At 72.8% G+C, this 19,520-nt stretch carries 14 protein-coding genes, 1 tRNA gene and 1 pseudogene; 7 read left to right on the top strand and 9 right to left on the bottom strand.

The annotated features are described in order from the left end of the window. Positions 1-63: 63 nt before the first annotated feature. The 3 genes and pseudogenes from AC1Z4A_RS19170 to guaA form a co-directional block, all read right to left on the bottom strand. Complete coding sequence (locus AC1Z4A_RS19170; RefSeq protein ID WP_483680417.1) at positions 64-870, bottom strand: class II aldolase/adducin family protein; 807 nt, start codon at positions 868-870, stop codon at positions 64-66. Positions 871-1,008: 138 nt separating this feature from the next. Next, a pseudogene (locus AC1Z4A_RS19165) lies at positions 1,009-1,260 on the bottom strand (Uma2 family endonuclease); the annotation flags it as partial. A 118-nt stretch (positions 1,261-1,378) separates the two neighbouring features. Then, positions 1,379-2,968: a glutamine-hydrolyzing GMP synthase gene (guaA, locus tag AC1Z4A_RS19160; RefSeq protein ID WP_483680413.1), complete on the bottom strand. Its 1,590-nt coding sequence runs from the start codon at positions 2,966-2,968 to the stop codon at positions 1,379-1,381. A 327-nt stretch (positions 2,969-3,295) separates the two neighbouring features. On the opposite strand from guaA, the gene AC1Z4A_RS19155 reads away from it, so the two are divergent. Then, entirely contained in the window at positions 3,296-3,595 is a 300-nt protein-coding gene (locus AC1Z4A_RS19155) for a chorismate mutase (RefSeq protein WP_483680411.1), read from the top strand. Between the two features lie 667 nt (positions 3,596-4,262). Beyond that, positions 4,263-5,321 (top strand): LAETG motif-containing sortase-dependent surface protein, encoded by a 1,059-nt coding sequence (locus AC1Z4A_RS19150; RefSeq protein WP_483680409.1) that lies wholly within the window; start codon positions 4,263-4,265, stop codon positions 5,319-5,321. Positions 5,322-5,411: 90 nt separating this feature from the next. On the opposite strand, the gene AC1Z4A_RS19145 is transcribed toward AC1Z4A_RS19150, so the two are convergent. From AC1Z4A_RS19145 to AC1Z4A_RS19135, 3 genes are all read right to left on the bottom strand, one after another. After that, positions 5,412-7,157: a GMC oxidoreductase gene (locus AC1Z4A_RS19145; protein ID WP_483683644.1), complete on the bottom strand. Its 1,746-nt coding sequence runs from the start codon at positions 7,155-7,157 to the stop codon at positions 5,412-5,414. 106 nt (positions 7,158-7,263) lie between these two features. Beyond that, positions 7,264-8,880, bottom strand: a complete 1,617-nt coding sequence (locus tag AC1Z4A_RS19140) for a succinic semialdehyde dehydrogenase (protein WP_483680407.1) — start codon at positions 8,878-8,880, stop codon at positions 7,264-7,266. Between the two features lie 95 nt (positions 8,881-8,975). Beyond that, positions 8,976-10,550, bottom strand: coding sequence for a serine/threonine-protein kinase (locus tag AC1Z4A_RS19135; protein WP_483680405.1), 1,575 nt, complete (start codon positions 10,548-10,550; stop codon positions 8,976-8,978). A 158-nt stretch (positions 10,551-10,708) separates the two neighbouring features. Here AC1Z4A_RS19135 and AC1Z4A_RS19130 point away from each other — a divergent pair. Next, positions 10,709-10,781 (top strand) — tRNA-Arg (locus tag AC1Z4A_RS19130). A 151-nt stretch (positions 10,782-10,932) separates the two neighbouring features. Continuing rightward, on the top strand, positions 10,933-12,123 hold the full coding sequence (locus tag AC1Z4A_RS19125; RefSeq protein ID WP_483680403.1) for a winged helix DNA-binding domain-containing protein: 1,191 nt from the start codon (positions 10,933-10,935) through the stop codon (positions 12,121-12,123). A 260-nt stretch (positions 12,124-12,383) separates the two neighbouring features. Here AC1Z4A_RS19125 and AC1Z4A_RS19120 read toward each other — a convergent pair whose 3' ends face one another. Then, a complete protein-coding gene (locus AC1Z4A_RS19120) occupies positions 12,384-13,676 on the bottom strand; it encodes a M64 family metallopeptidase (RefSeq protein WP_483680401.1) in 1,293 nt (430 codons plus the stop codon). Positions 13,677-13,806: 130 nt separating this feature from the next. Then, entirely contained in the window at positions 13,807-15,123 is a 1,317-nt protein-coding gene (locus AC1Z4A_RS19115) for an alpha/beta fold hydrolase (RefSeq protein ID WP_483680398.1), read from the bottom strand. A gap of 69 nt (positions 15,124-15,192) precedes the next feature. Here AC1Z4A_RS19115 and AC1Z4A_RS19110 point away from each other — a divergent pair, with 69 nt between their 5' ends. From AC1Z4A_RS19110 to AC1Z4A_RS19100, 3 genes are all read left to right on the top strand, one after another. After that, positions 15,193-16,569: a helix-turn-helix domain-containing protein gene (locus AC1Z4A_RS19110; RefSeq protein WP_483680396.1), complete on the top strand. Its 1,377-nt coding sequence runs from the start codon at positions 15,193-15,195 to the stop codon at positions 16,567-16,569. Positions 16,570-16,954: 385 nt separating this feature from the next. Continuing rightward, a complete protein-coding gene (locus AC1Z4A_RS19105) occupies positions 16,955-17,620 on the top strand; it encodes a response regulator (protein WP_483680394.1) in 666 nt (221 codons plus the stop codon). Continuing rightward, positions 17,617-18,801: a sensor histidine kinase gene (locus AC1Z4A_RS19100; RefSeq protein WP_483680393.1), complete on the top strand. Its 1,185-nt coding sequence runs from the start codon at positions 17,617-17,619 to the stop codon at positions 18,799-18,801. The genes AC1Z4A_RS19105 and AC1Z4A_RS19100 overlap by 4 nt, the downstream gene beginning before the upstream one ends. A 69-nt stretch (positions 18,802-18,870) precedes the next feature. On the opposite strand, the gene AC1Z4A_RS19095 is transcribed toward AC1Z4A_RS19100, so the two are convergent. Next, the gene (locus AC1Z4A_RS19095; RefSeq protein ID WP_483680391.1) at positions 18,871-19,245 is read right to left on the bottom strand and encodes an STAS domain-containing protein; all 375 of its coding nucleotides are present in this window, start codon (positions 19,243-19,245) and stop codon (positions 18,871-18,873) included. Between the last annotated feature and the right edge of the window lie 275 nt (positions 19,246-19,520).

Below are 19,520 nucleotides of genomic sequence, written 5' to 3'. Positions count from 1 at the left end.
AGCCACCCCCGCCGACGGGCGGGGGTCCCGGCCCGTCGCCCGGCGACCCGGCCCGCGCCGGTCTCAGCGCAGCAGCTCGGGCTCGCTGCGGGTGATCTGCTGGTACAGCGGCTGGTAGTTGATCCACGCCACCAGGTCGTTGCCCAGCTGGTCGCGGGTGTGGGCGGCGCTCGCCGCGTCGATGAGGACCGGCTTCCCGGCGGCCTTGGCGACCAGCTGCACCTGGCAGGAGCGCTCCATCGTGATGAACCACCACGCGGCGGCGTCCACCGAGTCGCCGACGGTCAGCAGTCCGTGGTTGCGGAGGATCACCGCCTTGTGCGGGCCCAGGGCGGTCGCGATGCGCCGCCCCTCCTCCTCGTCCACCACGACTCCGGTGTAGTCGTCGAAGAGCGCGTGGTCCTGGTAGAAGGCGCACACGTCCTGGGTGATCGGCTCCAGCAGCTCGCCCAGCGCGGACAGCGCCCGCCCGTAGGTGGAGTGGCTGTGCGCGGCGGCCACGACGTCGGGCCGGGCCCGGTGGATCTGCGAGTGGATCGCGAAGGCCGCCTGGTTGACGTGGTGGCGGCCCTGGACGACCTGCCCGCGGTGGTTGACGAGGATCAGATCGCTCACGGTGATGTGCTTGAACGACATCCCGAACGGATTGACCCAGAAGTGATCCGTGAACTCCGGGTCGCGCGCGGTGATGTGCCCCGCGACGCCCTCCTCGAAGCCGAACCGCCCGAAGAGCCGCAGCGCCGCCGCGAGCCGCTCCTTGCGGTACTGCCGCTCGCCCTCGGCCGAGTCGTGCTTCGGGGGCATGGCGAAGTGGAGCCGGTCGGTGGGTATGGGCTCGGGGGCGGTGACACTGGCGCCGGCCTCGGGCATGGGGGCCTCCTCCGTGATCCATGGCTGTGGACGGAAGCTACCGCCGGGTGCGGGAGGAGGCCAGAAGTGCAGCAGGAACGCCGCTACAGCTCGTTGATCTCAGCGAGATCGATGTCAACCTCGAAGGGGGCATCGAGCCGGGCCGTTGCGCTTGTCGATCACCACGGCCATCTCGCGCCGAACCCGGAACTCGGGCGGCGCGGTGCGACGCAGACCGTTCACCAGCAGATCGATCACAATGCTGTGGAAATCACGCTGCGGGCTCGCGAAAACCAGGCTCCCGTCGATCAACTCCGTGTGCGGCGGGAGGTCGGGCAACGTCAGCAGGTCGTCCACGGTGTACCCGTCCTGCGGCGGCACCGGCCAGGCGTGCGCGGGCTCAGCGGTCATGGTTCCTCATGGACGGGATTCTCGGCCGTAAGCCAGCGTACCCACCGCAAACGCCACCGCCGCCGCTCAAACGAATGAGCGACGGCGGTGGCGTTGACCTTCTGGTCCTACGGGAGCACTACTCCCACTCGATCGTCCCCGGCGGCTTGCTGGTCACGTCCAGCACCACGCGGTTGACGTCGCGCACCTCGTTGGTGATGCGCGTGGAGATCCGCTCCAGGGCCTCGTACGGCATGCGCGTCCAGTCGGCCGTCATGGCGTCCTCGGAGGACACCGGGCGCAGCACGATCGGGTGGCCGTAGGTGCGGCCGTCGCCCTGGACGCCGACCGAGCGGACGTCGGCCAGGAGGACGACCGGGCACTGCCAGATCTCGCGGTCGAGACCGGCGGCGGTCAGCTCCTCGCGGGCGATCGCGTCGGCCTCGCGCAGCAGGTCCAGGCGCTCGCGCGTGACCTCGCCGACGATGCGGATGCCCAGGCCGGGGCCCGGGAAGGGCTGGCGCTGGACGATCTCGTCCGGCAGGCCCAGCTCCTGGCCGACCATGCGGACCTCGTCCTTGAAGAGCTGGCGCAGCGGCTCGACGAGCTTGAACTCCAGGTCCTCGGGGAGGCCGCCCACGTTGTGGTGGGACTTGATGTTGGCGGTGCCGGTGCCGCCACCGGACTCGACGATGTCCGGGTAGAGCGTGCCCTGGACGAGGAACTCGACAGCCTCGCCGTCGGCGGCGCCCTCGGCGACGATCTCGGCCTGGGCCTGTTCGAAGACCCGGATGAACTCCCGGCCGATGATCTTCCGCTTCTCCTCGGGGTCGCTCACCCCGGCGAGCGCGACCAGGAACTGCTCCTGCGCGTCGACGACCTTGAGCTGGACGCCCGTGGCGGCGACGAAGTCCTTCTCGACCTGCTCCGTCTCGCCCTTGCGCATCAGGCCGTGGTCGACGTAGACGCAGGTCAGCTGGGAGCCGATGGCCTTCTGCACGAGCGCGGCGGCCACGGCGGAGTCCACACCGCCGGACAGGCCGCAGATCGCACGCTTGGTGCCGACCTGCTCACGGATGGCCTCGATCTGCTCCTCGATCACGTTGCCCGTGGTCCAGGTCGGCTCGATGCCCGCGCCGCGGTAGAGGAAGTGCTCCAGGACCAGCTGGCCGTGCGTGGAGTGCATCACCTCGGGGTGGTACTGCACGCCGTAGAGCTTCTTCTCGTCGTTCTCGAAGGCGGCGACCGGCACGACGTCCGTGGACGCGGTGACGGTGAAGCCCTCGGGAGCCTCCGAGCAGGCGTCGCCGTGCGACATCCACACCGGCTGCTCCTCCGGCGTGCCCTCGAAGAGGGTCGAGCCGGGCTTGGAGACGTGCAGCGGCGTACGGCCGTACTCGCGGGCGCCGGTGTTGTCGACCGTGCCGCCGAGCGTGGTGGCCATCAGCTGGAAGCCGTAGCACATGCCGAAGACCGGGACACCGGCCTCGAAGAGGCCGAGGGCGTCGTCGAGGCGGGGCGCGCCCTCCTCGTACACCGACGAGGGGCCGCCGGAGAGGATGATCGCCCGGGGGTTCTTGGCGAGCATCTCGGAGACGGGCATCGTGCTGGGCACGATCTCGCTGTAGACCCGGGCCTCACGGACGCGGCGGGCGATGAGCTGAGCGTATTGCGCGCCGAAGTCGACGACGAGCACGACGTCGGGGGCGGCGGGGGGTGCTGCTGGCACGGGAGCGGCCTTCCGGCGGTGGAGGGGGTCTGTATTTGTCGATTCTACCGGGGCGCGGGTGCTTGCTTTTGTCTCACCATCCGAATGCGCATTGGCCCCGGGACCGCTCCCGGGCCATACTGTGCGCCATGCACAAGCACCTGACCTTCGTCTTTACCTATGGCACCGGGCCCGTCCGGCTGCCATGGTCGTGCTGCTTGAGCAACTGACAAGCGACAGACTTCCCAGGCGCCCCGGGCCGACAAGGCCCGGGGCGCCTGTCGTTTCTCCCGGGCTCTGCCGCTCCGGGGCCCCGGCCCCGGTCTCCGGAGATTTGGAGAAACACACATGAGCACCACGACCGTCGCCAAGCAGCCCGCCGACACCGGCGCCCGCACCGAGGAGGCCGCGGGCGTGATCGTCGACGCCCGCGAGCGCATCGACGACCTCGACGGCCGGATCATCGGGCTCGTCCAGGAACGGATGGCCGTCTCGGCGGTGATCCAGCGGGAGCGCATCTCCTCCGGCGGCGGGCGGGTCAGCCTGTCCCGCGAAATGGAGATCCTCCACCACTACAGCGAGCAGCTCGGCCGGCCCGGCACCACGCTGGCCATGACCCTGCTGGAGCTGTGCCGGGGCCGCATCTGAGTTCGGTGGCCGTCACCCGTACGGCGCGTGACCGGCCGCCGACCGGCTTCGTTGGAACCGGTGTCGCGCCAGCCAGGAGCGGCCCACCGAGTATCCACGCGTGGCTTCCGTCCCTGTTCATCTGGGCGCCCGGCAACGACAGGGCGGATCCATCGGAGTGTGTGACGCGCGAGCACGCGCGTCGTGGGACCTCACTCCGGTGGCAAGGCGGTCGGACGGCAGGGGACAGCAGCCCGGCCGCCACTCAGGAGCGGTCGGTTCCAGGGACGCCTGGAACCGACCGTATCCGGTCGAAGCGGTTGCGCACCGCGCGGCTCATCCCGCACGATGCCAGGGGAAGGGCACGGCCGAGGTCAAGTCCCTTGGCCCGCACCGCCATTGGTCCACACAACCTCAGCCCGCGGCGCTCCCCCCGGCGCCGCTCCGCGGCACCGACGCTGCCCTGTTCTCGGTGCCGGCAGTCAAGGGCCCCGAGGCCGTCCGCACGCCCCCGCGGAGCCGGCCCGGGGCCCTTCGCCATGCCGGTCCCCTCGCCGCATCGCCGACCGGAGACGGCATTGATCGTGACTCCTGTCACATAAGCCCGATATTTCACCGCAGACCGCAACCTTTCCCCTGGGCCCGTCAGTCATGTACGCGTAATCGCAGGCCTTCGGAAGAGGAATCGATGAAGCTTCGCCGCACCCTGGCGACCGCAGCCGTCCTGGCCGCGGTCGGGCCCGCCGCCGCCCTGCTCGCCGTGCCCGCGTACGCCGCCGAGCACGCACCCGCCGCGGACGTCACACCCTCGGCCTCCCCCTCGGTCCCGGCCGGCGACGCCAAGCCGCCCACGGCCCCGGCCAAGCCGAGCGCCTCGGGCACCGGGCAGCCGGCCCAGAAGCCCGCCGAGCCCTCGAAGGCCCCGGGCGCGCCCTCGTCCGAGCCCCCGGCCAAGCCGTCCACCGCGCCGACCGCCACGCCCTCCCCGGACTACACCCGGCCGACGTTCTGCTCGCCCATCTTCGACGAGGACCGCGGCAAGACCGGGCTCCGCGGCCTCCCGAGCAAGATCGTCTCGGGTTCGGGCTGGCACGAGTTCACCTACCGCGTGACCAACGTCTCCAAGGTGACGGTGATGGAGACCGACATCTCCCTCATGCTCGGCACCGCCGACCCCAAGATCAAGGACGTCGACGAGCTGGACGTGACGGTCGAGTGGTACAACACGGCCAAGCACAGCTGGACGGCGATCGAGGGCGGCGGCGCCGACGTCCTCGCCAACTACGACTTCGCCACCGTGAAGAAGCTCAAGCCCGGCGAGTACGCCGACGCCAAGATGCGCATCAAGGTCGGCGAGAAGGCCAAGGCGGGGACCGGCTACTTCTTCACCATCGGCCACTCGTACGGCGAGGACGGCAAGTGCGGCTCCGACGAGATCAGCCAGTTCGACTTCACCGTCCTGAACCCGGGCAGCAAGCCCGGCAAGGTCGACGACGCCAAGGGCAAGCCGGGTAAGCCGGGCAGCATCGACACGAGCCGCCACCAGGGCGGCGGTCAGAGCGGCCAGGGCGGCAACAAGCCCGCCGCCCAGGGCGAGCGTCCCGAGATCCCCGTCAGCGGCAAGCTCGCCGAGACCGGCTCGTCCTCCTCGATGCCGCTGATCGCGGGCATCGGCGGCGCCGCCGTGGTCGCGGGCGCGGGCGCGCTCTTCGTCGTCAAGCGCCGCAAGGGCAACGCCTCCGCGTAACTCCCGGCCGGCGACAGCGAATAGGTAAGGACCGCACTCCATGGAGTGCGGTCCTTACCTGTGTGCCGCCTGTGTGCCACCTGTCCGCCGCTACCCGCGTCGTACGTACAGCGGCAGCCGCAGCGCCCCGAACGCCTCCTTCGGCACCACCGGTCGGCGCGGCTCGACGGCGGCCACACGCGCGTACGGCTTCCCCTGCGGCGGACGCGGATCGGCCTCGCCCTTGTTGGGCCAGAAGGACATCGCCCGCTCCGCCTGCGCGGTGATGGTCAGCGACGGGTTGACGCCCAGGTTCGCGGAGACCGCCGCACCGTCGACCACCGAGATGCCCGGGTGCCCGTACAGCCGCTGATACGGGTCGACGACGCCCCGCGAGGCGTCCGGGCCGATGGGGCAGCCGCCGATGAAGTGGGCGGTCATCGGCATGCCCACCAGCTCGCCGACGTTGCTGCCCGGGAAGCCGTTGATCTCCCGGGCCACGAGGGCCGCCGCCTCGGCCGCCTGCGGGATCTGCCGGGGGTTGGGGGCACCGTGGCCCTGCCGGGCCGTGAGCAGCCCCCTGCCCGGGCCCCTCTGCTTCCGGTACGTGGTCAGGGAGTTGTCCAGCGACTGCATGACGAGGCCGATGATCGTGCGCTCCGACCAGCGGCGGGTGGAGAGGGACATCAGCAGCTGAAGCGGGTGCCGCGCGCAGCGGGCCGCGAACGCCACCCCACGCGGCGCCCGGCCGCCCACCGGCACCTGGAGGATCGACAGGAGGCCCATGGCGTTGGACCCCTTGCCGTACCGCACGGGCTCGATGTGGGTGTCGGCGTCCGGATGGACCGACGAGGTGATGGCGACGCCCCGGGAGAAGTCCGCCTTCTCCGCACCGTGCGCCTTGCGGTAGCGGCGGTCGGTGGTCTGAGCGCCCACCACCGCCTCGGAGTTGGTGCGGGTCAGCTCGCCGAGCCGGGCGGACAGGCGGGGCAGCAGCCCCTTGTCCCGCATGGTGTGCAGCAGCGTCTGGGTGCCGTACGTCCCGGCCGCCAGCACCACGTGCCCGGCGCGCAGCACGTGCGGGCGGGCCTTGCGGCGCCGGTCGGTGGGCACGGCGACCACGCGGAATCCGCCGTCCCGGTGCTCGTGGACGGCCACCACCGTGGTCATCGGACGGATCACGGCCCCGGCGCGCTCGGCGAGGTGGAGGTAGTTCTCGACCAGCGTGTTCTTCGCGCCGTGCCGGCAGCCGGTCATGCACTCGCCGCACTCGGTGCAGGCCCTGCGGGCCGGGCCCGCGCCCCCGAAGTAGGGATCGGGGACCTCCTCCCCGGGCCGGGCACGCGGCCCGCCGCCCGTATCCCCGCCGTCCCCGCCGTCCCCGAAGAACACCCCGACGGGCGCCATGTGGAAGGTGTCCCCCGCCCCCATCTTCTCGGCGGCCGCCCTGAGATGGACGTCCGAGGGGGTCATGGTGGGGTTGAGCCGCGCCCCCAGCATGCGCCGCGCCTGGTCGTAGTGCGGGCGCAGCTCCTCCTCCCAGTCGGTGATGCCCGCCCACTGCGGGTCGTCGAAGAACGCCTTCGGCGGTACGTACAGCGTGTTGGCGTAGTTGAGCGAGCCGCCGCCGACCCCGGCGCCCGCGAGGACCATGACCTTGCCGAGGAGGTGGATGCGCTGGATGCCGTAGAGGCCCAGGGCCGGCGCCCACAGGTAGTTGCGCAGGTCCCAGGAGTTCCTGGGCAGGCTGCCGCGGGTGAAGCGGCGGCCCGCCTCCAGCACGGCCACCCGGTAGCCCTTCTCCGTCAGGCGGAGGGCCGCTACGGAACCGCCGAAGCCGGAGCCGACGACGATCACGTCATAGTCGAAGTCCTGGTCGAAGTCCTGGTCGAAGTCCTGGTCGCCGTCGCGCTCTTCGTGATCGCAGTCGTCGTCTTGCGTCGTCACCGGAGCCTCCAGACCCTCACCGCAGCCGGATCGTCTTCAGCAGCCGCAGCCCGCCCGTCATCAGCCGGGCGTACTGCTCGTCGTCCAGCCCGAACGCCGGGGCCAGCGGCATGATCCGCTGGTGGGCGACGGTCTGGGCCTCGGTGTACTTGAGGATGCCCTCCGAGCCGTGCCGGCGGCCCAGCCCCGAGTCGCCCATGCCGCCCATCGGCGCCCGCGCGCTCCCGTAGGCGGCCGCGTACGCCTCGTTGACGTTGACAGTCCCGGCGTTCAGCCGGGCCGCGACCGCCCGGCCCCGCCGCCCGTCCCTCGTCCAGACACTGGCGTTCAGGCCGTACGGAGTGCCGTTGGCCAGGCCGATCGCCTCCTCCTCGGAGTCGAAGCGGTAGACCGACACGACCGGGCCGAAGGTCTCCTCCGTGCACACCGCCATGGGCGGCTCGACGCCGTCCAGGACGGTCGGCTCGTAGAAGAACGGACCCACGTCCGGGCGGGGGCGGCCGCCCGCAACGACCCGGGCGCCCTTGGCCACCGCCTCGTCCACGTGCCGGACGACGGTGTCCAGCTGCCGCTGCGAGACGAGCGAGCCCATGTCCGCGCCGTAGGCGAGCCCCGTGCCGAGCCGCAGGGCCTTGGTGCGGGCGGCGAAGCGGCGCAGGAACTCGTCGGCCACCGAGGAGTGGACGTACAGCCGCTCGATGGATATGCACAGCTGCCCCGCGGAGGAGAAGCAGCCGCGGACCGCGCCGGCCGCCGCCTTCTCGACGTCGGCGTCGCGCAGCACCAGCATGGCGTTCTTGCCGCCCAGTTCGAGCGTGCAGCCGACCAGCCGGGCGGCGGCCCCCTGCGCGACCTCGCGGCCGGTGCGGGTGGAGCCGGTGAAGGCGACGTAGTCTGCGCCGTTCACGACGGCCGGTCCGACGACCGGGCCCTCGCCGAGCACGATCTGCCAGACGCCCTCGGGCAGGCCCGCCTCGACGAGCACGTCCCGGGCCCAGAGGGCGGTCAGCGCGGTCTCCGTGTCGGGCTTCATCACCACCGCGTTGCCCGCGGCGAAGGCGGGCAGGGCGTCCCCGACGGACAGCTCGAACGGGTAGTTCCAGGGCGCGATCTGGCCGACGACACCGCGCGGCCTGCGCAGCTCGACGACCTTGGTGAGGACGGGCAGAACCCCGGTGTGCGACCGCGGGCGCAGGTACGCCGCCGCGGCCGTCCCGTAGTGGCGGGCGGCGACGGCGACCGCCTGCACCTCCTCGTGCGCGTGCAGCCGGGCCTTGCCGGTCTCCAACTGGATCAGGTCCAGCACCTCGGTCTGCCGGGCGAGCACGAGGTCGTGGAAGCGCCGCAGGACGGCCGCCCGCTGCCGTACGGGCACGGCGGCCCAGGCGCGCTGCGCCTTGTGGGCCCGCTCGTAGGCGGTGGCAACGTCCTCCGGTGTGGAGACGGGGAGTTGGGCGAGGACCTCGCCGGTGAAGGGGGCGTGGCTGGGGGCGGTGGCGCGGTCGGCGCTCACGACGTGACGCGTGAGGCGTGAGACGAGTTCGGGGGTGACCACGTCGGCGGCGGTGCGGGGGCCCGTCGGGGCGACGGGGTTGCCGTCCTCGGCTGTTGCGGTGTCCTGCGGGTCCGTCATGCGGGTGAGCGTATGCCGGGCGGGACGCTTTGGGTACCCGTAAGTAACACGATCGCGTCACCCGCCGGTCCGGGCGGTGCGCCGCGCGGCCGGCGTCAGGGGGACGAGACGGGCCTGGTCCTCACGAACGTGGACAGCGCGGTGTCGAAGTAGCGGCGGGCCTCGTCCGCCTTGCCGACCGGGGAGGAGACCCACAGGTCGTACATCTTGTCCCCCTCGTCCCAGGCGATGTCGTAGGTGTGCCGGGTGCCGCGCGGGGCCTTCTGCTCGGTCTCGTCGAAGCCGTCCCAGGTGAACTCCCAGGAGGCGCCGCGGTGTCCGTTGTGCTCGGTCCGCTCGACCCTGCCGTCGCGGTAGCCGGGATAGCGGTCCGGGGCGAGGGCGGCCGAGGTGCGCATCGCGGCGATCGGGCCGCCCTCCTGGACGTCCTGGATGAGGACGCCGATGCGGAACTCCTTGCCCGGCGAGTAGTAGAAGACGCGCGGCGGCTCGAAGGAGCGGGTGAAGCCGCCCGGCACCGCCAGTGCGAAACCGGCCGGATCCTGCACGGAGCGGTACCCGTCGGGGGCCCTGACCGAGGCGCTGGCGGGCGGTTCGGGGACCGGGGACGGCGCGGACAGGCCGGTGGAGGGCCGGGCGGACCTGCCGTCGTCGCGGGCGGTGCCGTGGTCCATGAGCAGGGCCGCCGCGCCCGCGCCCATGCCGGCCATCGCGACGACGGTGATGGCCGCCATCAGGGCGCCGCGGGCCCGCGTGCCGACCGCCTGGGGCGGGCGGCCCGGCCCGGCGGGCAGGTCGGGGCGGGTCGCCGTGTACCGCGCGGCGGGGACGGGCGTGCGGCCCGACTCCAGGTAGGCGCGCAGCAGGCGCTCGGCCTCGTCCGCGCCCATCCGGTGCGCGGGGTCGCGCTCCAGCAGGCCCCGTACGACCGGCAGCAGCGGGCCCGCCGACACGGGCGGCCGGATCTCGTCGTACACCACCGCGTGCAGGATGCCGCCCAACGAGTCGCGGTGGAAGGGCGATTCGCCGTTCATCGCGGTGCACAGCAGCACCCCCAGCGACCACAGGTCGGACTCCGGGCCCGCGCGGCCGCCCGACATGCGCTCCGGCGCGGTGTATTCGGGCGAGCCGACGAAGGCCCCCGTCTCGGTGATCGTCGTGGCCCCCGACACCTGCGCGATCCCGAAGTCCGTGAGCACGACCCGGCCGGTGCCTGCCTCCAGCAGGACGTTGGGCGGCTTGAGGTCCCGGTGCAGGACCCCGCGCGCGTGCGCGGCGCGCAGCGCGCCCAGCATCGCGATCCCGATCCGGGCCGCCTCCTGCGGGCCGATCGGCCCCTCGGTCGCCAGCAGGTTGGACAGGGAGCGGCCCTCCACCAGCTCCATGACGATCCAGGGGCGGCCGTCCTGCTTGACGATGTCGTGCATGACGATCACGTTCGGATGCTTGATCAGCGCGACCGCGCGGGCCTCGCGCAGCATCCGGTCGTGCTGGGCCCGGGCCTCCTCCGGGGTCTGCTGCTCGTCGGTGTGCAGCTCCTTGACCGCGACTTCCCGGGCCAGCAGCTCGTCCGTGGCGCGCCATACGGTGCCCATGCCCCCGCGGCCGATCTTCCGGCCGAGCCGGTACCGCCCGGCGATCAGACCGCCGTGTGCAGCGTAGGTGCCCATGGGCTCATCTTGCCCCACCTTGCCCTGTCCGACCGGGCCCGTACCGGTCGCTTCACTCCGGGTAGTGGAGCCCGCAGGTGGAAATAGCACCGGAATACTTCATGTACAGTTGTTCCCGCGACGCCGACCGGTCAGCGGAAACGACTGCCGGGGGCAGAGCGCTCGTAGCTTAACGGATAGAGCACTTGACTACGGATCAAGAGGTTGCAGGTTCGAATCCTGCCGAGCGCACAGCGGTGAAGGGCCCCTTCCGGGATCGGAAGGGGCCCTTCGGCCTTTTTGTCTTCTGCCGGCCTTCTGCTTGTCTTCCGTTTGCCTTCTGCTGATCTTCTGCTGGTGTCAGAGGACAGGATCCGTCCTACATGCCCTCTACCGTCGCCCCATGAGCACCAGCCCCCGCATCAGCGACGAAGAACGCCGGGCCCGGCTCGGCCACCGCCATCTCCTCGTCCCGGCGCGGCGCGCGGCCGCCGTCGAGGACGTGGCCGACGCCGTCGTCGGGCTGCACGCCACCGACGCCGCGACCGTCTACCTCTCCGCCTGCGCGCGGCTCGCCGAGCCCTCGGCCGCGGAGGTGGAGCGGGGGCTGTACGAGGACGTCACGCTCGTGAAGCTGCTCTCCATGCGGCGCACGATCTTCGCGGTGAGCACCGAGGTCGCGCCCTGTGTGAACGCCTCCACGGCCCTCACCATCGCCCGGCGCGAGCGGGCGACCCTGCTGAAGGCGCTGCTCACCTGCGCCGACGCGGCCGCGCCCTGGGACGGGCACCGGCTCGCCGAGACCGAGCGCGCCGTGCTGGAGGCGCTCGCGGCACGCGGGGAGGCCACGACGGCCGAGCTGGCCCAGGACGTCCCCGCGCTCAAGGAGTCGCTCGTGTCCGCGCCCGGCAAGCCGTACGAGGGGCGGCAGAGCGTCGGCAGCCGGGTGCTGCGGCTGCTGGCGTCCGACGGGCATGTGCGGCGCAGCCGGCCACGCGGGTCGTGGACGAGCAGCCTGTACGCGTGGGCGCCCGCGCCGCGGCTTCCGGAGCTGCCGGAGCGCGAGGCCAAGGCGGAGCTGGTGCGGCGCTGGCTCGCCGCGTACGGGCCCGCGTCGGAGGCGGACCTGAAGTGGTGGACGGGGTGGTCGCTGCGGGATGTGCGGGCGGCGCTGGCGGACGTTCGGGCGGAGGGTGTGCGGCTGAGCCACGGGGACGGTTTCGTGCTGCCCGGCGACCTCGGGGGCGCGGTGGCCCCCGAGGCCCCCGCCGGGGACTGGGCGGCGCTGCTGCCCGGGCTCGACCCGACGGCCATGGGGTGGCGCGAGCGGGACTGGTATCTCTCCCCGGACCACGTCCCCTTCCTGTTCGACCGGGCCGGGAACATCGGGCCCACGGTGTGGTGGAACGGGCGGATCGTGGGCGGGTGGGCCCAGCGGGCGAACGGGGAGATCGTGTGGCGGGGGCTGGAGGACGTGGGGCGGGCTGCGGTGGAGGCGATCGAGGGGGAGGTTGAGCGGCTGGCGGGGTGGCTCGGGGGTGTGCGGGTGACTCCGCGGTTCCGGACGCCGCTGGAGAGGGAACTGGTGCGGTGAGGGTGGGTGGATGCCGGGGTTTTGTTCCCCTACCCCGCCCCTTCCCGAAACTGGGGCTGCGCCCCAGACCCCGGACCGCGCTGCGCGCGCCGCGCGGCGGAGCCGCAAATCGAGCGCAGCCTCAAACGCCGGACGGGCTGGACTTTCCAGCCCGTCTGGGGGCACCTCCCAGCGGTAGCTGGGGGAGTTTGAGGGCCAGGGGTCCGGGGGCTTGCCCCCGGTTTCGGGAAGGGGCGGGGTGGGGAAAAGAACGCCCGCCCTCAGCCCCGCACCTGCCACCTCACCTCCGCCGACAACCGCTTCCGCAGTTCCGGATCGCGTACCGACCCCGTCTCGTCCGTCGCCCTCGCCGTCAGCGTGTGCGGGCGGCCGTCCGCCGGGACTCCCAGCCGGCGGGGGACCACCGCCGTGCTGCCCCGGGCCTGTACCGCCTCGCGGCCGTCCACGTACCAGCGCACCTGCGTGCCCGCGACCGCCGGCCACACCCGGACCGTCGCCCGGCGGGACACCTCGCCGCCCGCGCCCGACAGCACGCTCGCGTGCCGGTAGAAGCCCGCGATCATCGCCTCCCTGCCCGGCAGGTTGAACTCCCTCCCCAGCGACCGCATGATCGAGTTCTCGGTGGGGCGGAAGAGGCCCTTGGGGTAGTAGCCGCCGCCCTCGTACGCCCCGACCGCGCCGCCGTCCGGCGACTCCTGGCCGATCCAGCGGTACCACTTCGTCCGCTGTGCGGTCATCCGCGCCGCGTCGAGCGTGCTGATGTTGGATTCCCAGGGCTCGGCGCCGGTGTAGGTGCCGTAGTCGTCGTACTGGTACTCGTCGGCGAGCTTGCCCAGCGAGTGGCCGGTCTCGTGGACGGCGATCTGGTCGGACTTGTCGTTGTCCGCCGAGGCGGTGGCGATGCCGTCGTAACCCACCTGCGACACGATGTCGTTGTAGCCCGCGCCGCCGTACTTGGCCGAGTTGGCGAGGACGACCACGAGGTCGGCGGCCGGGGCCTTGGCCGCGTACGACTCGACCTTGTTGGTGTCGACGCACAGCAGCCGCTCCACGCCGTCGCAGAAGAAACCCGACCCCAGGGCGGTGTTCCGCACCACGCCCCGGTCCGGGTCGCCGGAGACGCCCGAGTCCGGGGAGACGGCGTCGACGGCCCACACGTTGAAGAGGTTCCGGTAGGAGGCGTACGGCTCGACGGCGGACATCTTCTCCCACTTGGCGCGCACGGCGGCGTGGAAGGCGTCCTGCTGGGCGGCCGTGTAGCCGTCGCCGATGAAGACGACGTCGAGCTTGGTCTCCACGGGGCCGTTGTGGACGACGGACGTCACGTCGCCGTCGCCCTTGACCCAGGGGCGGAGGGACGGGGCCGGGGTCCGCGGGCCGGGCACGGTCGTGTAGTGGGGGTGACCGCCGGGCTCGGTGAAGTACTCCACCCGTTGGGTGGGTTTGGGGTGCGGAGTCGCTCCAACGGCGGGAGCGGCCGCAGCCGCACTCGTTCCGGCGGCAAGCACGGCCAGGGCGGCCGCGCCTGCCGCGACGGATATTCGTCGACGCATGGGGGGTTCCTCCCGAAACCGAAACCCGCTGCATAAGCAGCGAGTTAAGTCGCGTTAAGATGCGGCTCAACCTAGGGGTTCGGGAGGTCCATGACAATGGATGTGAACAACCGATGTGACAGCCCGGCGCCTACGCCTCGTCCCTGACCAGCCTCAACAGCCGGTCCAGCACCACGGTTCCACTCGCCCGCACGCCGTCGTGCTCGTACTCGTCCGTGACCCAGGTGCGCAGCCCCGCGATGGTCCGCGCGGTGCACAGCGAGTGCTCCGTCTCCACGTACAGGTCGTCGTGGTAGACCACGGCGGCCACCGGCACCGTGTTGCACGCCAGGCGTCCGGCGTCGTACAGCGGGGTCCAGCCCTTGTGCTCGGCGAGCAGTTCCGCCGTCTCCCGCAGCGGGCGGAGGGCCGGCTGGGTGCGCAGCATCCACGGGTGGACGGTCTCCCCGGTGAACAGAAAGCGTGCGCCATCCTCGAAGTGGCTTTCGAACTGCGGAAATTCCCTTCGGATGCGCTCCGCGGACCAGTGGGTAGCACGCCCGTCCTGGGCATAACACGCCTCATGAAGGAGGGTGTAGAGGGGACTCGAGGCACGCGAGAGCACGGCCGCGACCTGTTCGCCGAACGCGTCGGACAGACGGGGCCCGGCGGCGGTCGGCACGAAGGCGTCCTCGAGCAGGTAGTGCAGCCGGTGCGAGCCGTCGCCCGTACCCAGCAGGATGCCGAGCTGCTGGAACGCCTCCACGGTCAGCAGCGAGCCGTCCGGCAGCACCTCCTCGTGCTCGGCGAGGTGCCCGGCTATGCGCCGGGCCGCCGCCTCGTCCCCGGGGTAACGGGCGTAGTGCGCACGGGTCTTGCGCTCCATGCGCGGGTAGGCGGCCCGGTAGACGGTGTCCGCGTCCGCGTCGAGGCCCGGCAGGCCGCCCGTGATCAGCACCTCCGCCAGCCCTTCCGGCGCGTACGAGAGGTAGGTGACCGCACAGAAGCCTCCGAAGCTCTGGCCCAGCACGGTCCAGGGGCGGCCGCCGGTCAGCCGGGGGCGGATGAACTCGCAGTCGCGGACGATCGAGTCGGCGCGGAAGTGGGCGAGGTAGTCCGCCTGGCGCTCCGGGGTGCCGCGCAGCGGCAGGGTCTGCCGGTTGGCGGGCGTGGAGCGGCCCGTGCCACGCTGGTCCAGGAGCAGCACGCGGTAGTCCCGCAGCGCGCGGTCGAGCCAGTTCTCGCGGCCCACGGGCCGCCCGGCGGGGAAGCCGGGGCCGCCCTGGAGGTAGACCAGCCAGGGCAGTTCGTCCCGGACCCGGTCCGCGGCGACGACCTCGCGGGCGTACAGCCGGATGGTCTCGCCGCCGGGGGCCGCATGGTCGAGCGGCACGTCGAAGAACCGGTCCCTGAGGACGAGCCCGGGCTGACGGACGGCTGCGGATGGCGCGGACGACACGAACGACACGGTTGCATCCTCACGTAAACAGTCTTAACTCACGGTTTGAATCACGGCGCAATGTACCGAGGGGCGGAAGTGGCCGAGAACAGCACCCACGACATACGGGCGGACGAGCCGGCCGACATCGGCCGTCGCGTCCTGCGACTGCGTAACGAACTCGGCCTCACTCAGAAACAGTTGGCCGAACCGGCCTACACGGCCGCGTACATCTCCACGCTGGAGGCGGGCAAGGTGCGCCCCTCCGAGACCGCGCTCCGGCACCTGGCCGGGAGACTGGGCACCACCGTGGAGGAGCTGGCCACCGGCCGGCCGCCGCACCTGGCCACCGAGCTGCGGCTGCGGCTGACCGACGCCCGGCGCACCCTGGCGACCGGCGCCGCCGAGGACGCGGCCGTGCTCTTCCGCGCCCTGGCCGGGGAGGCGGCCGGGTTGGACCTGGTGCCCGAGCGGCACACCGCGCTGCTCGGGCTCGGCGACTGCGCGCTGGAGACGGGCGACCTCACCGACGCCCGCGACCTCTTCGCGGAGGCGGAGGCGCTGCTCGCCCACGAGCCGCTGCCGCGCCGCGTGCCCGCCCTGCGCGGGCGCGCCACCGCCCATCTGCTGGCGGGCGAACTCCGCTACGCCTGCTACCTCCTGGAGACGGCGGTCGACGAGCTGAACGCCGCCGGGCTGCACGACCCGGACGCCCTGCTGCTGCTCTACACCGCCTCCATCGCCCCCTACATGGACATGGGGGCGCATGCACGGGCCGCGCACGCCGCGGAGCTGGCGCTGGCGCTCGCGCCCCAGGTTGACAATCCGGCGCTCGTGGCGGGCATGCACCGGGGCGTGGCCCGCACCCTGATCGCCGAGGGCCGGATAGCCGAGGCGGACACCTCCCTCGCCAAGGCCCAGGAGCTGTACCAGCAGTTGCACATCCGCACCGAGCTGGCCCACTGCCACTGGATGCGCGGCTACGTGCACGCCCAGGACGGCAACCTCAGGAAGGCCGAGAGCGAGCTGCGCACGGCCCGCGACATGCTGGCGTCCAAGCGCGCCGCGCTGTTCACCGTGCAGGTGGAGGTGGAGCTGGCGGACGTGCTGCGGCGCCGGGGCAAGGCGGCCGAGGCGGAGGAGCTGCTGCGCCCGCTGCTCTCCCCCACCGCGCTGGGCGCCGAGCGCGGCGCCGTGCACGCGGGCGGCGCGCACCGGCTGCTGGGCCTCATCGCCGAGGAGCGCGGCGACACCGAGGCCGCCGAGGAGCACTACTGCGCCGCGCTGTCCCTGCTGGAGCGGACCGGCGCCGCCGGGGACCTGGCCGATCTGTGCCGGCTGCTGGGCGATCTGCTGCGGCGCACGGGCCGTACGGAGGCCGCCCTGGACGCGTACCGCACCGGCCTGGGCCACCGGGCCGCCCCCGGCACCACCACGCTGGGACCGGCGCCGACCGCGCCCCCGCAGTACCCGTGAGCCACCGGTCTCCGGTGGACGGCGGACGGGCCGCCGCGTGTGGGGAACGCGGCGGCCCGTGCCGTCGGCAGCACCCGTGCCCGGTCCCGGCGCGGGCGCGCCGGGACCGGGCCGGAGTCCGGGGGGAGGTCTCCGCATGGTGCAGCATGGGACAGCACTCTGCCCCTCGGGCGGCCCGCCCGGCATCCGCCGCGGGTCCCGGTGCCCCCCGCCGGTCGGCGGGGGTGTTCCCGGCCAAGGATGGAGTGACAGACTCCGCCTTTGCACCGCCGGTACGGCAGGCTGGAGGTGGCCGGAAAGCGGCCGGAGGGCCTGCCGACGGACCGGACGACGGGCAAGGCGACGGGCCCGGCGACGGCGACAGCAGGGAGAGGGAGCAATTTCGGTGATCCGTGTTGCGGTGGTGGACGACGAGCAGCTCGTCCGGTCCGGACTGCGGATGATCCTGGGCACGGCCCCGGACATCGACGTGGTGGCGGACTGCGGGGGCGGCGAGGCGGTGGCCACCGTGACCGAGTGCGCGCCCGACGTGGTCCTCCTCGACATCCGGATGCCGGACGTGGACGGCCTCACCGTGCTCCGCAGCCTGCGGGCCGGGCCCCGGCCGCCCGCCGTCGCCATGCTCACCACCTTCGACAACGACGACTACCTCGCCACCGCCCTGCGCCTGGGCGCCGCGGGCTTCCTGCTCAAGGACACCGACCCCGAACAGCTCGTCCGGGCCGTGCGCACGCTCGCGGCGGGCGGCAGCGTCCTCGACCCGGGGGTGACCCGCGCGGTCATCGGCGGCTACCTCGCCGCCGAGGCCGAGTCGACGGCCGCCGCGGCGGTGCGCGCCCTGACGCCGCGCGAGCGCGAGGTGCTGGCCCTCCTCGGCGCGGGGCTGGCCAATCCGCAGATCGCCGAGCGCATGGGGCTCGCGCCGAGCACCGTCAAGGACCACGTCCGCGCGGTGCTGGGCAAGCTGGGCGGGCTCAACCGGGTGCAGGCCGCGGTCGTCGCCGACCGGGCGGGCCTGGTGGCCGCGCGACGGGAACGGGGCGTGCGGTGACCCTCCGCGCCCGGTGGGCCGCGCTGCCCGGCCCGCTGCGGGTCTGGGCGCCGGTGATCGGGCCCGCGCTCCTCGCGGCCGGGGACGCGCTGCTGGTCAACGGCGTCACGCCGGGGCTCCGGCTGTGGGTGTCGCTGCTCGCCGCGGTGGCGCTGCTGTGGCGGCGGCGGTTCCCCGCCACCGTCTTCGCGGCCTCGCTGCCGGGCATGTACTTCTCGTACATCTGGCTCGCGCCCATGATCGCGCTGTACACGGTGGCCGCCCGGCGCCCCCGCCGGCTGCTGCTGGCCGTGCTGGGGCTGCTGATGGCCGCCGCGCAGTTCCTGCCGTACCCGGTCTCGGACCTGTCGCTGTCCAACCGGCGCGAGGCGGCCGTCAACCTGGTCGACGCCTTCGTGGTGGCGGCCACGCCCATCGCGCTCGGCCTGCTCACCCGCACCCGCCGCGAACTCGCCGACCGGCTCGACGAGCTGACCCGCAGCCGGGCCCGCGAGGACCGGCTGCTCGCCGACCGGGTGCTGGCCACCGAGCGGGCCCGGCTCGCCCGCGAGATGCACGACGTCGTCGCCCACCAGGTCAGCCTCATCAGCCTGCAGGCGGGCGCCGTGCAGATCAGCACCGACGACGCCCGGGCCCGCGACGGCGCCCGGACCATCCGCGAGCTGTCCGTGCGCACCCTGGACGAGCTGCGCCACATGGTCGGCATCCTGCGCGCCGCCGGAGCCGACACCGAGGAACTCACCCCGCAGCCCAGCCTGTCCGACCTGCCCCGGCTGGTCGAACTGAGCGCGCTCGACGTCGCCTTCGAGGACCGCTCGGGCCCGGCGGCCGGGCGTTCGGAGGCCGTGGACCGGGCCGCCTTCCGCACGGTGCAGGAGGCGCTGACCAATGTGCGCAAGCACGCGCCCGGGTCGAAGGTGCGGGTGCGGGTCGACGAGGAGCCCGAGGGGCTGCTGGTGGAGATCCGCAACGGCCCGGCGGACTCGGCCGCGCCGGCGCCGGGGCTGCCGGGCGGGGGCCACGGCCTGGTGGGGCTGCGCGAGCGGGCGCAGAGCCTGGGCGGGACGCTCGAGGCGCACGCGACGGAGGAGGGCGGTTTCGTCGTACGGGCCCGCTTCCCCCGGGAGACGCACCGGGACGCGGGCGGCGGGCCCGGCGAGCCGGGGCGGGACGCCCCTTAGAGCAGGAAGACCTTCAGGGCGAGACCTTCAGGGCGAGGGCTTCAGGCCGGGAAGCTCAGGCCGGGAAGCTCAGGCCGAGAGCGGGTCGGCCGCCTCCGACGTCGCGCTGTCCAGGTCCGGGTAGACCTCGAACAGCCTGCGCACCCCCAGGGCGGCCAGCACCCTGTTGACGTGCGAGCCGTCCACCGCTCCCCGCTCGGGCAGGATCAGCCGCAGCCGGCCCTGGCAGGAGCGCATCAGCCGGCGGGCGGCGATCAGCACGCCCACCCCGCTGGAGTCGCAGAAGCGGACCTCGCCGAGGTCGAGCACCAGACTCCGCCGGCCGTCCGCGACAGCGTCGTGCACATGCTGCCGGACCGCCGGTGAGGTCACCAGATCGAGTTCGCCGCAGACCTGGAGCACGGCCCAGTCCCCCCGCTCGTGCTCCGACACCTTCAACGTCACGCGCTCGAGCCCCTTCACTCGGACTGTTCTTATGGAATGGACCCTTCCGCGGTGTGGGCTGCCTGGCGCTTCCCCCGTGCCGCGCCGCGTGAAACACCCCCGTCCCGGACGCGGTGCGAGCCGACCGCTGTTGAGCCTATGCCCCGCCGGAAGCCCCAATCCCCATAGATCCGGTCACACCCGCATAACACATCGGCACATTCGGGCGCCCGTGACCAGCATCGATCAGTATCGATCGCCCCGCTCGATCGGATATCCACCCAAAGTGACGACGG

This window comes from Streptomyces sp. 17_S59 (assembly GCF_056930295.1).
The sequence above is the reverse complement of the archived record's forward strand: the minus strand, read 5'-3'. Positions and strand labels throughout refer to the sequence as shown.

Coding starts and splice junctions, on each gene's coding strand:
- AC1Z4A_RS19170 (WP_483680417.1), bottom strand. CDS start 870: ATGCCCGAGGCCGGCGCCAGTGTCACCGCCCCCGAGCCCATACCCACC.
- AC1Z4A_RS19155 (WP_483680411.1), top strand. CDS start 3,296: ATGAGCACCACGACCGTCGCCAAGCAGCCCGCCGACACCGGCGCCCGC.
- AC1Z4A_RS19150 (WP_483680409.1), top strand. CDS start 4,263: ATGAAGCTTCGCCGCACCCTGGCGACCGCAGCCGTCCTGGCCGCGGTC.
- AC1Z4A_RS19140 (WP_483680407.1), bottom strand. CDS start 8,880: ATGACGGACCCGCAGGACACCGCAACAGCCGAGGACGGCAACCCCGTC.
- AC1Z4A_RS19135 (WP_483680405.1), bottom strand. CDS start 10,550: ATGGGCACCTACGCTGCACACGGCGGTCTGATCGCCGGGCGGTACCGG.
- AC1Z4A_RS19125 (WP_483680403.1), top strand. CDS start 10,933: ATGAGCACCAGCCCCCGCATCAGCGACGAAGAACGCCGGGCCCGGCTC.
- AC1Z4A_RS19120 (WP_483680401.1), bottom strand. CDS start 13,676: ATGCGTCGACGAATATCCGTCGCGGCAGGCGCGGCCGCCCTGGCCGTG.